Here is a 14364-nt window from a genome sequence, read left to right as displayed (position 1 = left end):
CATGGCGGAGCTTTACGACGTCCTGATCCTAGGCGGTGGCGCGGCCGGCCTGATGTGCGCGCTGACCGCCGGCCAGCGCGGCAAGCGCGTGCTGGTGGTGGAGCACGCCAACCGGGTCGGCAAGAAGATCCTGATGTCGGGCGGCGGCCGCTGCAACTTCACCAACACCGGCACCGGCCCGGCCAACTTCATCTCGGCCAATCCGCATTACTGCAAATCGGCGCTGGCGCGCTACACGCCGGCCGATTTCGTGGATCTGGTCGAACGCCACGGCATCGCCTACCACGAGAAGGAACTCGGCCAACTGTTCTGCGACGTGTCGTCCAAGCTGATCGTCAAGATGCTGCTGGACGAATGCGCGGACGCGGGCGTGCGCATCGAGACCTCATGCAGCGTCGAGCGCGTGCTGCACGCCGAGGGCGAGGCGCCGTTCCGCCTGCACACCACGCGCGGCGCATTCGCGGCACCGCGGCTGGTGATCGCCACCGGCGCGCTGTCGATCCCCAGCATGGGGGCCACCGGTTTCGGCTACGAACTCGCCCGCCAGTTCGGCCATAGCGTGCTGCCCACGCGCGCGGGCCTGGTGCCGCTGACCCTCAGCGGCAAGCATCAGGAACGTCTGGCCGACCTCAGCGGCGTCGCCCTGCCGGTGACCGCGCGTTGCAACGGCCGCAGCTTCAGCAACCAGATGCTGATCACCCACCGCGGCGTCAGCGGCCCGGCGATCCTGCAGATCTCGTCCTACTGGCAGCCCGGCGACGACTTGCGCCTGGACCTGCTGCCGGGCCAGGACGCCGCGGCCTGGCTGCGCGCGCAGCAACTGGAACGCCCGGCGGCCGAACTCAAGACCGTGCTGTCGGATGCGGTGCCGCGGCGGTTCGCCCAGCGCCTGTGCGAGCTGTGGCTGAGCAACAAGCCGATGAAGCAGTACACGCCGCCGGAGTTGAAGCAACTGGCGGCGGCGCTGCAGGACTGGTCCCTGGTCGCCAGCGGCACCGAGGGCTACCGCACCGCCGAAGTCACCCTGGGCGGCGTCGACACCGACGAGTTGTCCTCCAGCACGATGGAATCGCGGCGCGTAGCGGGCCTGCATTTCGTCGGCGAAGTGGTCGACGTGACCGGCTGGCTGGGCGGCTACAACTTCCAGTGGGCCTGGGCCTCGGGACACGCGGCCGGTATCGCGGTCTGAGCTGAAGGCCGCTACCGGCTCCGCGCTCGCTGTGGGAGCAGAGCTCTGCCTTCTGTGGGAGCGGCGTGAGCCGCGATCGAAGCACCGAGATGCCGAATCTCGTCTCGATCTGACACATCCTTCGCGGCTCACGCCGCTCCCACAGCAAGCAAGGGGCGCTGCGCTTTGGGGGTGGAGCCGCGCGAGCCGCGACTGTCATCCATCCCTTTGACCGCGCCATCGCCGCAAGCGAAGTGGCGCGGTCGCGGCTTGCGCCGCTCCTGCATGAAGGCAAAGGTGGATCCGGGCCCGCTCAGCCGCGCTGCTGCTTGCGCAGGCCGAAGTACTGCAGCTCGGCGAACGCCGCCACCGCCAGCGCCTGCACGATCACGAAGGCCAAGCCCAGCGCGTTCGGCGAGACCCAGCCGCTGAGCAGCAGGATCGCGCTGTCGATCGTCCAGCAGGCGTTGATCGCGATTACCGACCAGGCCTGGGGCGCGGAGATGCGCTCGCGGCTGAGTAGCCAGCCCAGGAAGGCCACGTAGGGCACCAGTACCAGGCCCGCGCCCAGCAACAGGTTCTGCGGCAAGTGCAGCCACTGAGACAAGGGCGCGGCGGCCGCGATCAGCAGCGCGGCCATGGCCGCGGTGGCGATGGCGTCGAGCTGGATCGCGCGGCGCAGCAGTTGGGACTGGGAGGATCGGACGATGGCGCTCATGAGTTGCTCCTGGTTCTGTCGGAGATGTCGGTCGGTTGGGTTCGACGCCATCTCAACCCAGCGCTCGCCGCCGGTCGATTACCTGCGAGGTCATGTCCGAACCCGCCGCCCTGGGCTATCGTTCGGCCATGAACGCGACCCGACCCGTAGGCGAACAATTGCGCGACTGGCGCCAGCGCCGCCGCCTAACCCAATTGGATTTGGCCGGCATGGCCGACATCTCCACCCGCCACGTCAGCTTCATCGAAACCGGGCGCTCGCTGCCGAGCCGGGCGATGCTGCTGCGTCTGGCCGATCGCCTCGACGTGCCACTGCGCGAGCGCAACCAGTTGATGACCGCGGCCGGGCTGGCGCCGATGTACGCGCAGCGCTCGCTGGACGATCCCGCACTGCACGAAGCGCATGCGGCGATCCAACTGGTGCTGCACGGGCACGAGCCCTACCCCGCGCTGGCCATCGACCGCCACTGGAACCTGCTGGCGGCCAACCGCGCCGTCGAACGCATGCTCGAAGGCATCCCCACCGACCTGCTGCAGCCGCCGATCAACGTTTTGCGCCTGAGCCTGCACCCGCGCGGCCTGGCGCCGCTGATCGTCAACCTCGCGCAGTGGCGCGCGCACTTGCTGCATCGCCTACGCCATCAGGCCGACGCCACCGGCGATCCGGTGCTGAGCGAGCTGCACGATGAACTCGCCGCCTACCCCTGCGCGGATGCCGACGAGGTCGAACTGCCCACCACGCTCAGCGTCGCGGTGCCGCTGCGCTTGCGCAGCCCCGACGGCGGCGAGCACGCCTATATCAGCACCACCACCGTGTTCGGCACGCCGATGGACGTGACCCTGGCGGAACTGGCGATCGAATCCTTCTTTCCCGCCGACGCCGCCACCGCCAACGCGCTGCGCGCGCTGCAGGCCGCCGAAAGCCAGGCCGGCTAGAGCGCCGCCGCAGCGCCAGATCGCGCCGACTCGGCTCTGGCAATCCAGCACAGCCAGCGGCGCGCCGCTGGTCACGCATAGCTGGAGGCGGCTAAGCAGTGCCAGCGCACGGCCGCCGGCGACGTGTATTTGCTACCAGGCTGCGCTGCGCAGCCACTTTTAGACGCCATCCGCCCCGCAGGACGCCTTGCTGGGGTCGCTCAATATTTTACCGAATGGTTGACAATCGCTCCCGGCCGGAGGATATTCAACTCTATGGTTGAGAATAAACCCGAACGCCTGGACGCCGTGTTCCACGCCCTTGCCGACCCGACCCGGCGCGCGATGCTGCGCAGCTTGTCGCGCCAGCCCTGCAGCGTCGGCGAACTGGCCGCGCCGTTCGAAATGTCGCTGGCCGCGGCCTCCAAGCACATCAAGGTGCTGGAGCGCGCCGGCCTGGTCCAGCGCGAAGTCCAGGGCCGCACCCACGTCTGCCGCCTCGATGCGCGCCCCATGCACGGCGGCATGGAGTGGATGCGCCACTACGAACGGTTCTGGAACGAACGCCTCGACGCCCTCGACGCCCTGCTGCAGGCCGAGGATCGCGCCCTCGCGGCCGCGCGCAAACCCAGGAGCAAACGATGAGCCCGACCTCCCCCATCGTCGTGCGCGTCGCGCGCCGCTTCGAGGCCTCGCCCGAACGCGTGTTCGACGCCTGGCTGGATCCGCGCATGGCCGCGCGCTTCCTCTACGCGACCGCGAACGGACGCATGCAGCGGGTCGAGATCGACGCGCGCGTCGGCGGCGGCTACGTCATCGTCGAAACCCGCGAGGACGGCGACGCCGCGCACTACGGCCGTTATCTCGAGATCGATCGCCCGCGCCGGCTGGTGTTCACCCTGGCCCTGGATCCGGCCGGGGACGGCGACCGCATCACCATAGAGATCGCGCCCATCGGCAGCGGCTGCGAACTCCGCCTCACCCACGAAATGGCGGCCGAATACGCGCCGTACGCGCAGCGCACCGAAGCGGGCTGGCAGCACATCCTCGCCTCGCTGGCCGAGCAGCTGTCGCACGCCCCCCACTGAGCATTCCCCAGGAGCCCTACCATGAGCGACTACGGCATCGTCACCGCCCCCGACACCGTGCGCATCGAACGCCTGATGCCCGGCCCGATCGAACGGCTGTGGAGCTATCTCACCGAATCCGAAAAGCGCCGCACCTGGATGGCCGCCGGTGAGATCGAACTGCGCCCCGGCGGCCGCGTCGAACACGTGTTCCGCAACGCCGAACTGACCAACGACGACCCAACCCCGGCCAAGTACGCCGACCACGAGGAGTACCGCAGCGAAGGCCGGGTGATCGACTGCGATCCGCCGCATCGACTCAGCTACACCTGGGACGGCGAATCGGAAGTGGTGTTCGAGCTGACCCCGAAGCAGGACCGCGTGCTGCTGGTGGTCACCCACCGCCGTCTGCCCAACCGCGGCGAGATGGTCAGCGTCGCCGGCGGCTGGCACAGCCACCTCGATCTGCTGCTGGACCTGCTGGAGGGCCGCACGCCCAGCCATTTCTGGTCCAAGCACTCCGCGATCGAGGCGGAGTACGAACGGCGGATCCCCAAGGAATGAGCCCTCGTATCCGCGACAGGAGCCGGCCATGGCCGCCATCGAACACATCCAATACGTGAACGCATCGCCGGCGCAGGTCTACGACGCGCTGACCAGCGAACGCGGCCTGGCCGAAGTCTGGACCGACGACCTGACCGTGCAGGCGGTGCAGGGCGCAGTCAACGAATTCCGCTTCGGCGAGGCCGGCCTGGTGCGAGTCAAGATCACCGAATGGCTGCCGCGCAGCCGCCTGGCCTGGCGCTGCCTGGATTCGGATCCGCAGTGGATCGGCACCCAGATCAGCTTCGACCTGGAAGCGCGCGAGGGAAAGACCGCGGTGGTGCTGCGCCATGAAGGTTGGCGCGAGGTCACCGAGTTCTATCGCTGGTGCAACTACAACTGGGCGATGTTCCTGTACAGCCTCAAGTCCTACTGCGAGGAAGGCGTCGGCCTGCCCTTTCAGCGACGCAGATTCTGATCTCGCGGCGACCGCCGCCACCCTGCCCTGACCCAGGAGTTCCCGATGCTGCTCGAACACAAAGTGGCGCTGATCCACGGCGGCAGCGGCGCCATCGGCGGCGCGGTCGCGCGTGCCTTCGCCCGCGAGGGCGCGCGCGTCTATCTGGCCGGACGCGGCCGCGCCAAGCTCGAACGCGTGGCCGCCGACATCGCCGCCGGCGGCGGCCACGCCGATATCGCGACCGTGGACGCGCTGGACGAAGCCGCGGTGCAAGCGCATGCCGCCGCGGTCGCCGCGGACGCGGGCGGCATCGACATCGCCCTCAACGCGATCGGCGTGCCGCACGTGCAGGGCGTACCCTTCGCCGAGCTGACGCTGTCGGACTATCTGCACCCGATCCAGGCCTACACGCGCAGCAACTTCATCACCGCCCAGGCGGCGGCGCGGCACATGTCGTCCGGCGGCGCGATCCTGACCCTGTCCACGCCGGGCTCGCGCATGAGCGGCGTGGGCTTCCTCGGCTACGGCGTGACCTGCGCGGCGATCGAGGCCTACTCGCGTCTGCTCGCGGCCGAACTGGGCGCGTCCGGTATCCGCGTGGTCTGCCTGCGTCCGCACGCGATACCCGACGCGCAGCCGGCCTCGCACGCGCACGAGGTCTTCGCCGAAAGCGCGCGCCGCGCCGGCGTGTCGATCGAGGCCATGCTCGACGAGGCCGCGCGCACCGGCACCCTGCTCGGCCGCCTGCCGACCCTGGCCCAGGTCGCCGACTACGCCGCCTTCGCCGCCTCCGACCGCGCCGGCGCCATGACCGGAGCCGTCGCCAATCTCAGCTGCGGCGCGCTGGTCGACTGAGCGCGCGCCGGGTCCGTTATCCTGGGCGTCGTCACCGCCACGCCCTCAGGGATGAACCCGATGCGCCCAACCCTCGTCACCCTCGTGTCCAGCGCGCTGCTGGCTACGCTTCTGCTCGCCGGCTGCGCCCGCCGCGAAGCCGAACCCGCCAGCGGCGGACGCGTGCAACGTTTCGAATGGATAGACGAGCGCCCCGGCACCGGCCCGGCCGCGCGCAGCGGCCAGGACGTGAGCGTGCACTACACCGGTTGGCTCTACGACGAAAAGGCCGCCGACAAGCGCGGCCGCAAGTTCGACAGCTCGGTCGATCGCGGCAAGCCGTTCTCGTTCCTGCTCGGCGCCGGCCGGGTGGTACGCGGCTGGGACGAAGGCATCGCCGGCATGCAGGTCGGCGGCAAGCGCGTGCTGATGCTGCCGCCGGAATACGGCTACGGCGCCGACGGCGCGGGCGGCGGCGTGATTCCGCCGGACGCGTCGATGGTGTTCGAGGTCGAGTTGCTGGGCGTGCGCGAGCACGTGCCGGGCTCGCGCTGAGGCAAGCCTGTCGCGCGTCAGGCGCGCTGCGCCAACTGCGCGCGCGCCTGCGCGGCCAGCTCGAACGAGCGCAGCCGCGCCGCGTGCTCGTACACGTTGGCCGTCAGCATCAACTCGTCGGGACGATGGCGCTCGATGAAGGCGGCGATGCCCTCGCGCACGCTATCGGGATCGCCGACCACCGCACAGGCCAGCGCGCGCTCCACGCCTGAGCGTTCGGCCGGCGTCCAGTAGGCGTCGATGTCGTCGATCGGCGGCGGAATCAGGCCAGGTTGGCCGCGCCGCAGGTTGACGAAACTCTGCTGCTGGGTGGTGAACAAGCGCCGCGCCTGCGCGTCGGTTTCGGCGGCGACCACGTTCAAGGCCAGTAGCGCATGCGGGCGCGGCCAGGCCGCCGAGGGCCGGAACTCGCGCCGGTAGATCGCCAGCGCCTCGTCCATCGCATCGGGCGCGAAGTGCGAGGCGAACGCGTACGGCAGGCCCAACTGCGCGGCCAGCTGCGCGCCGAACAGGCTGGAGCCGAGCAGCCACACCGGCACCCGCAGGCCCGCGCCCGGCACTGCGCGCACCGCCTGGCCGGGCCGCACCGGCTCGAAGTACTGCAGCAGCTCGGCGACGTCCTGCGGAAAGCTGTCGGCGCCGTCGAAATAGCGGCGCAAGGCGCGCGCGGTGGCCTGATCGGTGCCGGGCGCGCGGCCCAGGCCCAGATCGATGCGATCGGGATACAGCGACGCCAGGGTGCCGAACTGCTCGGCCACCTGCAGCGGCGAATGGTTGGGCAGCATGATGCCGCCGGCGCCGACCCGGATGGTCGAGGTGCCGCCGGCGATATGCCCGATCAACACCGCGGTCGCGGCGCTGGCGATGCCGGGCATGTTGTGGTGTTCGGCCAGCCAGTAGCGCCGGTAGCCCAGGCGCTCGGCATGTTGGGCCAGCTCGAGGCTGTGCGCGAAGGCCTGGGCGGCGTCGCTGCCTTCGGTGACCGGGGCCAGGTCGAGTACGGAAAAGGGAATCATGGGCGCTCGCGGCGATGGCGTCCCTATGAAGTTGGGGGCACCTGCGCACGATTGCGAGCGCGTCGGGGGTACGCAGTGTTGCGGGGGTGGCGTTGCTTAGGAGCAAATCCCCCCTAGCCCCCCTTTTGCAAAGGGGGGAAACAAGCGGCTTTCGACGAACGTAATGCTCTTCCCCCCTTTGCAAAAGGGGGGCTAGGGGGGATTTGCTTTCACCCTCACCAAAGATCGAACTTAAGCCCCTCGCGCTCGTTGTCCCAGATCGTGCTGAACACCCACCAGCGCCCGTGTTCGTGGCAGAGCTGCACGCTGTTGGCGCCGCGCTTGAGCAGCACCGGCGAGTCCGCGGTCGGGCGCGCCTCGTACAGGCTCCACACGTGCGCGACCTGGCCGAAGCGCTGCACGCGGCGGTCGATCTCGACTTCGAAGAAGTCGTTCTGAGCGAAGAAGGCCTCGACGTTGGCGATGTAGCTGTCGACGTCGAACACCATCGCGTGGGTACTGCCGTCGGCCTCGACCACGGTGCGCAGGCTGCGCGCGTTCGGGTGCTGCAGATAGCGGAAGCGCGCCCAGTCGCGCGGCGCGCCGGCCGGGCCGGAGATGCAAGCGTAAACCGCGCGCACGCAGCGCTCGATGTCCTGGGTGTCCTGCCACCACTCGTGGTTGTCGGTGTCCATGTCCGCTCCTGCGGGCTTGAGGTCAGATCAGATGACGCAGGTCCGGCAGGTACTTCTCCGCCGAACCGGTATTCACCGCGACCACGCGCTGGCCGCGCGCGATCAGGCCGCGTTCGATCAGCTGTGGCAACGCGGCAAGACAGGCCGCGCCTTCCGGCGCGATCCAGGCCGGCGCGCCGCCGCCGACCGGCTCGCGCCACAGGCGCGCGAACTCGGCCATGCTGTCGCGCTCCTCCACCGCGACCGCGGCGCCGCCGCTGGCGCGCAGAATTTCCAGAACGCGGAAGTGGCCGACGCCGCCGGGCACGTTGAGCCCGAATGCCAGGGTCTGGCCCGCCGCGACCGCTTGAGTGTCGGCCGCGCCGCTATCGAAGGCGCGCACCAGCGGCGGCGTGGCCGCGCTTTGCACGCACAGCATGCGCGGACGGCGCGCGTCGATCAGGCCCAGCGCCTGCAGCTCGTCCCAGGCCTTCCACATGCCGAGCACGCCAGTGCCGCCACCGGTGGGATAGATCACCGCGTCGGGCAGCAACCAGCGCGTCGATCCGGGCGCGGGTTCGGCCAGTTCCAGGCCCAGGGATTTCTTGCCTTCGATGCGCCAGCCCGGTTCCTGGAACGTGGCCACCGAAAAATAGCCTTGCGGCAGGTAGCGCTCCTTCAGCAGCGCGCCGGCCTCGCGGATGGTCGGGCCGACCAGTTCCAGGCGCACGCGCTCGGGGTCGCGCTGCGCGGCCGCGGCGACGTTGCCCAGGATCGGCATCGGCGTGTCCGGCGGCATCGCGATCGCCACCGACAGCCCGCCGGCCAGCGCATAGCGCAGCAGCGAATCGCCGGCATTGCCCTGGGTCGGCACCGCCAGCTTGCGCAGGCCCAGGCGGCGCGCCTGCGCGACCACCATGGCCATGCCGCGGTCCTTGAAGCTCTGGGTCGGATTGGCGCCGTAGCCGGGGTGCGCGCGGCCTTCGTCCTTCAACCACAGCGAGATACCGGCCGCGCGCGCGATCGGATGCGCCGAGTAGTCGAGCAAGGGCGTGTGCCCCTCGCCCAGCGCGACGATATGGCGCGCGTCCTCGGGATCGGACGCGTCCAGCGCCATCAGCGCGCCGAAGCGCCACAGGTCGCGGCGGCGCGGGTCGTACCAGGCCGCGTTCGGTCGCTGCGCGGCCAGGCGCTCCAGGTCGAGCAACATCTCCACCGGGCGGCCGTCGACCGGATCGAGATTCATCGCCGTGTCGGCGGAGTACTCGATGCCCGAACCCAGACCGCGCAGACACCTCACATAGGACATGCGGCGCGGCTCCAGCTCAGAACGGCAAGGGCCAGCCCAGCGCCGGCGCGGCCAGCCAGTACAGGCCGCCCAGCACCACGGCCCACAGCAACAGCTTGAACACCAGCTTGACCGCCTTGAACGCGAGATAGCCCGCGACGATCACGATTCCTATGGCCATCCAACTCATCGTTCGCTCCTTCGGTGCGGGCGCCGGCAGCGGCGCCGCGCTTGTGGCTTCGAGCTTAGCAGCCGGCGCTCAACCGCCGCCCTTGGCCGGCACCGGCGTCAGGCGCAGATCGTGGAAATCGAAACTGAAATCGGTGTTGGGCGACACCGACTCCATGCGCACTTCGCGCACCGCGCCGTCGGCGCTCAGCGAGAAATCGACGAAGGCGTCGGCGTTGAGCCAGCGCTGGTCCCAGCGCACGATGAAGCTGTCGTACTGCCAGTGCTGCAGTTCGCCGACCAGCGCTTCGCTGCGCGCGAAACGCATGCGCAGCTTGCCGCCCTGCTGTTCGATCACCACGTCGCCGTACCAGGGGTCGCAGTAGGTCGCGGCGTATTTGGCTAGCGCCAGCGAGGGCTGGGTGTTGGGCGCGCGCGCGGCCTGGTGCTGCTTCCAGTCGTCGTCGGATTTGGCCAGCGATTTGTCCAGCGCCGCGCCATAGGCGGCGGTCCAGTCGGTGCGCGGGCCGTCGAGATAGGCATCGAGCGCGCGCAGGGTCACGGCCTGGAACGCGCCCGACAGCTCGGCGCTGGTCAGCACCACGATGCCCAGCTTGTGCTCCGGCACCAGAGTCACGCGCGAGACCATGCCCGGCCAGCCGCCGGTGTGCCAGGCCAGCTTGCGGCCGCGGTAGTCCGACAGCTGCCAGCCTTCGCCGTAGCCGAGGAAGTTGGGACGCACCGGCGCCAGCGCCGGCACCGAGGGCTCGCTGATCGGCATCGGCGTGACGATGGACCACATCGCTTTCTGGCGCTGCGCGCTGAACAAGCGCTGCGGTTTGCCGCCGGCGTCGGTGTACGCGCCGCCGTCCAGCTGCATGCGCAGCCATTGGCTCATGTCGTGCACGCTGGAGTACAGGCCGCCGGCGCCGGAGACGTTGCCCCAGGCCATGCGCGGCGCCGGTTGCAGGTCCTTGAAGTCGGCCTTGGCGTAGCCGGTGGCGACGTTGTCGCCGGGCTTGAGCGCGTCGCTGTTGTAGCGGGTGTCGCGCATGCCCAGGGGCTCGAGGATGCGCGTTCGCAGGAAACGCTCGTAGCTTTGCCCGCTGGCCTGTTCGATCACCAGTTGAGCGACGCCGTACAGGATGTTGTCGTAGGCGTACTGGCCGCGGAAGCTGCCGCTGAGCGGGACATCGCGCAGGCGCTGGGCAACTTCCAGGGTGCTGTAGTCGGTGCCGGGCCAATACAGCAGATCGCCCGCGCCCAGGCCCAGGCCGCTGCGGTGCGCCAGCAGGTCGCGTACGCGCATCTCGCGGGTGACGTAGGGATCGGCCATGCGGAACCACGGCAAGTGGTCGATCACGCGGTCGTCCAGGCTGAGCTTGCCCTCGTCGGCCAGGATCGACAGCGAGGCCGAGGTAAAGGCCTTGGTGTTGGAGGCGATCGCGAACAGGGTGCGCGCGTCGACCTTCTCGGGACGGTCGAGCTGGCGCAGACCGTAGCCGCGCTCGAGCACGATCTGGCCGTCCTTGACGATCGCGACCGCGATACCCGGCACGTCGAAACGCTGGCGCACGCCTTCGACGTAGGCATCGAAGTCCTGCAGTTGCGCCGGCAGTTCCGGCGCGGGCGGCGCGGCCAGGGCCTGGCAGGCCAGCAGCGCGCCGAACAAAAGGCCGGCGCCGCGCGTGGCCAGGGACGTGGATCGCATCGTTCGCAACTCCGCCGATCAGGGGTGACGCCCGACGATACCCGAAGCCGGCCGCCGCGACCCGGCACGATGGTCATGGGCCCCGGCCTCGCAGCGCGAGTGCGGCCTCATAATGGCGCGCCGTACACGACGGCGCCGGCCGCGAACCGATGAGCGATGCCCCCACCCTGTTGCCCGGCCTGGCCATCGTCGGCGGCGGTCCCGCCGGCCTGATGGCGGCCGAGGTCGCGCGCGCGGCCGGGGTCGAGGTCGATCTCTACGAGGGCAAGGGTTCGGTCGGGCGCAAGTTCCTGATCGCCGGCAAGGGCGGGCTCAATCTCACCCATGCCGAGCCGCGCCCGGGCTTCGACGCGCGCTATCGCGAACGCGCGCCGCAGATCGCGCGCTGGCTGGACGAGTTCGACGCCCAGGACCTGCGCGCCTGGGCGCGCGGGCATGGCGTGGAGACCTATGTGGGCAGCTCCGACCGCGTGTTCCCGGTCGATCGCAAGGCCGCGCCGCTGTTGCGCGGCTGGGTGCGGCGCCTGCGCGAGGACGGCGTGCGCTTCCACGTCCAGCACCGCTGGCTAGGCTGGAGCGAGGACGGCGCGCTGCGCTTGGCCACGCCCGACGGCGAACGGCGCGTACAGGCGCGCGCCTGCGTGCTCGCGCTGGGCGGCGGCAGCTGGCCCGAGTTGGGTTCCGACGGCGCCTGGGCGCCCTGGCTGGCGCAGCGCGGCGTCGAGGTGGCGCCGTTGCAGCCGTCGAACTGCGGTTTCGACATCGCCTGGAGCGAGCACTTCGCCCAGCGTCACGCCGGCGCGCCGCTGAAGCCGGTGATCGCGCACTGGCGCGATGCCGACGGCCGCGAGCACGCGCTGCAGGGCGAATGCGTGGCGACCGCGCACGGGATCGAGGGCAGCCTGATTTACGCGCTGTCGGCCGAGCTGCGCGAGACCATCGCGCGCGAGGGCGCGGCATCGCTGTGGCTGGATCTCGCGCCCGGCCGCGAACGCGAACGCCTGCAATCCGAGCTCGCGCGCCCGCGCGCGGGCCGCAGTTTCAGCGAGCACCTGCGCCGCCAGACCGGCCTCAGCGGCGTCAAGGCGGCACTGTTGCACGAGGTGCTGGATGCGCAGGCCAAGCAGGATCCCGCGCGCATCGCGGAGGCGATCAAGCGCCTGCCTTTGCGCCTGCTGCGCGCGCGCCCGATCGCCGAGGCCATCAGCAGCGCTGGCGGCGTGCGCCTGGAGGCGATGGACGAGCAACTGCAGCTGCGCGCCCTGCCCGGCACCTACTGCGCGGGCGAAATGCTGGATTGGGAAGCCCCGACCGGCGGCTATCTGCTGACCGCCTGCTACGCCAGCGGCTTGATCGCGGGACGCGCGGCGGTGGCGTATTTGCGCGGCCGGTGAGCGACCGCGAACGCGACACCGCTTCGGCTAGCAGCGGCGCAAGCCGCGACCACGCCACTGCGGCCACGACGCGGTCGCGGCTTACGCCGCTTCTGCCCCAATAAGGCCTGATAGCGCATCTGCCTGGGGGGCAGAGGTCGAAGCGGCAGGATTTGCCCCGACAACTCAACAAAACGGCCGCGCAGGCGGCCGTTTGCGGGACATCGGAAAATCGTGCGCCGCGGCGCGCGCCGCCTCAGCGCTTCAAGGCATCGCGCTGGGCATTGCAGACCTGGTTCACGCGCTGCTCGATGGTGGGCGCGTCCTCCAACCAGGCTTCCAAGCCGCCCGCACGCATCAGCATGGCCGCGCGCTGGGCGATCCTGGCCGCGCCGCAGGCCGTCGGCGAAGCCTCATCGTCGACCGGCAGCACGTAGCGGGTGTTGCGGTTGGCGTACACCAGCTCGTATTCGCTGTCGTACACGAACAGCGTCTTGGCGCCCTCCGACCCGGCCTCGCGCAGCAGCGCTTCGCTGGCGCGCTGCATGTCCATCAGCGGAACCTGGCGCTGCACCGCGATCGCGCGCACGACGTCGGCATACGGCGTGTTGTCGGTACGCAGGCCGCCGGAGCGGAAGTCCGGCTGCGCGACCTGGGTCAGCAGCACCGGGGTGGCGCCGCGCATGCGCGCTTCGTCGACGAAGCGCTCGAGATTGGCGCGGAACGCCTCCGGCGCGGTGTAGCGCTCCGGCCGCTTGGAGGCGTCGTCCTGGCCGAAAGCGATGAACACCACGTCGCCGGACTTGGTCGCGGTCATCAGCTTCGACCACAGCCCTTCTTCCAGATAACGGCGACTGCTGCGGCCGTCGGCGGCGCGGTTCTCGTACTGCACCACGTCGCCGCGCAGCAGCATCGGCAAGGACTCGCCCCAGCCGGTGGCCGGGCGCTGTTCGGGACGGCGGTTGGCCATCGCGCTGTCGCCGGCCACGCGCAGGGTCGGCGGCTGCATGGGCATCGGCGCCGCGTAGGCGTTCGCGCAACACAGGATCAGGGCGAGCGGGCCCGACCAGGCCAGGCCCAGCAGGCGTTGCGGAGTCGTACGCGGCGTGGATGTCATCGGCTGGCGACCAGGTAGCTGGTGGTGGCGCACACGCTCACGCCCTTGGCGCCGGGCGCGGGCAAATCTTGACCCTGCAGGGCGAGCACCTTGACGACCTCGCGCTCGCCTTCGCCGACCTTGGCCAGGGCGATATAGGCGGTGGGCGTGCCGCCGCAGAAGGCGTTGCCGGGCTGATCGGTGGGCGGGGTTTGTTCGACCACGTGGCGCAGCTCGACCGGTTGGCTGGCGTCGATCTGCATCGAGGCGGCATAGGTGGCGCCGGCGCTGTACTCGTCGCCGCCGGTGACCAGGGCGACGCGCTCGGTGCCGAAGCTGGCGCCGTTGGCGCCCTTGAGGGTGGCATCCTCGATGCTGAGCTTGCCGGTGGCGGCGCTGGCGACGGGATTGCCGGGTTCGAACTCGCCCAGGGCGACGGGCTTGATCAGCGGCGGCGCGGCGCGCTCAACCGGGGCCGCGTTGGGGTCCGGCGAGGGCATGGCCGGCGGCGGCGCGGCGGTGGTGGATTCGGGCGCGGCGGCGTTGGCCGGAGCCTGCGGTTGGCAGGCGCTAAGGGCCAGCGCACACAGCGCCAAGCCTAGCGGCCAAGCAAAACGATGGGCAGATAAAGGGTGGATTCGACGCATCAGGGGTCCTTCGTACGGGGGCTGGAAGAGACGACCGTCGATCATAGCGGCCGCGTCGCCTCAGGTAACCCCTTGATTTGTCTGAATGGGATCGCCCGCCCGGTTTACGGTTCGGCTAACGTTCCCCTGTCCTTGGACCGAACAATACCGTTT

The 14364-nt window shown here is 70.1% G+C and carries 17 protein-coding genes; 9 read left to right on the top strand and 8 right to left on the bottom strand.

The features are described from left to right. Window position 1 precedes the first annotated feature (1 nt). Window positions 2-1189 carry an NAD(P)/FAD-dependent oxidoreductase gene (locus tag ASD69_RS03755; RefSeq protein WP_056174175.1) on the top strand — a complete coding sequence of 396 codons (1188 nt, stop codon included), beginning with the start codon at window positions 2-4 and terminating at the stop codon, window positions 1187-1189. Window positions 1190-1481: 292 nt separating this feature from the next. On the opposite strand, the gene ASD69_RS03750 is transcribed toward ASD69_RS03755, so the two are convergent. After that, window positions 1482-1886: a hypothetical protein gene (locus ASD69_RS03750; protein WP_056174173.1), complete on the bottom strand. Its 405-nt coding sequence runs from the start codon at window positions 1884-1886 to the stop codon at window positions 1482-1484. A 92-nt stretch (window positions 1887-1978) separates the two neighbouring features. On the opposite strand from ASD69_RS03750, the gene ASD69_RS03745 reads away from it, so the two are divergent. The 7 genes from ASD69_RS03745 to ASD69_RS03715 all read left to right on the top strand — a co-directional run bounded on the left by ASD69_RS03745 (window position 1979) and on the right by ASD69_RS03715 (window position 6259). After that, the gene (locus tag ASD69_RS03745) at window positions 1979-2821 is read left to right on the top strand and encodes a helix-turn-helix transcriptional regulator (protein ID WP_157498964.1); all 843 of its coding nucleotides are present in this window, start codon (window positions 1979-1981) and stop codon (window positions 2819-2821) included. Window positions 2822-3076: 255 nt separating this feature from the next. Beyond that, the gene (locus tag ASD69_RS03740; protein WP_056174172.1) at window positions 3077-3445 is read left to right on the top strand and encodes a metalloregulator ArsR/SmtB family transcription factor; all 369 of its coding nucleotides are present in this window, start codon (window positions 3077-3079) and stop codon (window positions 3443-3445) included. Continuing rightward, on the top strand, window positions 3442-3888 hold the full coding sequence (locus tag ASD69_RS03735) for an SRPBCC family protein (RefSeq protein ID WP_056174170.1): 447 nt from the start codon (window positions 3442-3444) through the stop codon (window positions 3886-3888). Before ASD69_RS03740 ends, ASD69_RS03735 begins: the two co-directional genes overlap by 4 nt. Window positions 3889-3909: 21 nt before the next feature. Continuing rightward, on the top strand, window positions 3910-4431 hold the full coding sequence (locus tag ASD69_RS03730; protein WP_056174167.1) for an SRPBCC family protein: 522 nt from the start codon (window positions 3910-3912) through the stop codon (window positions 4429-4431). 28 nt (window positions 4432-4459) lie between these two features. Next, entirely contained in the window at window positions 4460-4888 is a 429-nt protein-coding gene (locus tag ASD69_RS03725) for an SRPBCC domain-containing protein (RefSeq protein WP_056174166.1), read from the top strand. Window positions 4889-4933: 45 nt separating this feature from the next. Then, window positions 4934-5725, top strand: coding sequence for an SDR family oxidoreductase (locus ASD69_RS03720; protein ID WP_056174163.1), 792 nt, complete (start codon window positions 4934-4936; stop codon window positions 5723-5725). A 51-nt stretch (window positions 5726-5776) separates the two neighbouring features. Further along, window positions 5777-6259, top strand: a complete 483-nt coding sequence (locus tag ASD69_RS03715; RefSeq protein ID WP_157498962.1) for an FKBP-type peptidyl-prolyl cis-trans isomerase — start codon at window positions 5777-5779, stop codon at window positions 6257-6259. A gap of 17 nt (window positions 6260-6276) precedes the next feature. Here the strand turns inward: ASD69_RS03715 and ASD69_RS03710 are convergent, their stop codons facing one another. The 5 genes from ASD69_RS03710 to ASD69_RS03695 form a co-directional block, all read right to left on the bottom strand. Beyond that, window positions 6277-7275, bottom strand: a complete 999-nt coding sequence (locus ASD69_RS03710; RefSeq protein ID WP_056174161.1) for an LLM class flavin-dependent oxidoreductase — start codon at window positions 7273-7275, stop codon at window positions 6277-6279. Window positions 7276-7490: 215 nt separating this feature from the next. Beyond that, a complete protein-coding gene (locus ASD69_RS03705) occupies window positions 7491-7949 on the bottom strand; it encodes a hypothetical protein (RefSeq protein WP_056174159.1) in 459 nt (152 codons plus the stop codon). Window positions 7950-7971: 22 nt separating this feature from the next. Beyond that, window positions 7972-9237: a threonine synthase gene (locus tag ASD69_RS03700; RefSeq protein WP_056174157.1), complete on the bottom strand. Its 1266-nt coding sequence runs from the start codon at window positions 9235-9237 to the stop codon at window positions 7972-7974. 16 nt (window positions 9238-9253) lie between these two features. After that, window positions 9254-9406 carry a hypothetical protein gene (locus ASD69_RS21675; protein WP_157489253.1) on the bottom strand — a complete coding sequence of 51 codons (153 nt, stop codon included), beginning with the start codon at window positions 9404-9406 and terminating at the stop codon, window positions 9254-9256. Between the two features lie 69 nt (window positions 9407-9475). After that, on the bottom strand, window positions 9476-11095 hold the full coding sequence (locus ASD69_RS03695) for a serine hydrolase (protein ID WP_056174154.1): 1620 nt from the start codon (window positions 11093-11095) through the stop codon (window positions 9476-9478). Window positions 11096-11244: 149 nt separating this feature from the next. On the opposite strand from ASD69_RS03695, the gene ASD69_RS03690 reads away from it, so the two are divergent. After that, window positions 11245-12489, top strand: a complete 1245-nt coding sequence (locus ASD69_RS03690) for a TIGR03862 family flavoprotein (RefSeq protein ID WP_056174153.1) — start codon at window positions 11245-11247, stop codon at window positions 12487-12489. Window positions 12490-12724: 235 nt separating this feature from the next. On the opposite strand, the gene ASD69_RS03685 is transcribed toward ASD69_RS03690, so the two are convergent. After that, entirely contained in the window at window positions 12725-13585 is an 861-nt protein-coding gene (locus tag ASD69_RS03685; protein WP_056174150.1) for a GDSL-type esterase/lipase family protein, read from the bottom strand. Continuing rightward, on the bottom strand, window positions 13582-14211 hold the full coding sequence (locus ASD69_RS03680; RefSeq protein WP_157489252.1) for a hypothetical protein: 630 nt from the start codon (window positions 14209-14211) through the stop codon (window positions 13582-13584). The genes ASD69_RS03685 and ASD69_RS03680 overlap by 4 nt, the downstream gene beginning before the upstream one ends. Window positions 14212-14364: the final 153 nt, after the last annotated feature.

This window comes from Lysobacter sp. Root604 (genome assembly GCF_001427505.1).
Taxonomy (GTDB): Bacteria; Pseudomonadota; Gammaproteobacteria; order Xanthomonadales; family Xanthomonadaceae; genus Lysobacter.
Note: the sequence above shows the minus strand (reverse complement) of the source record. Positions and strands in the feature narration are given on the sequence as shown.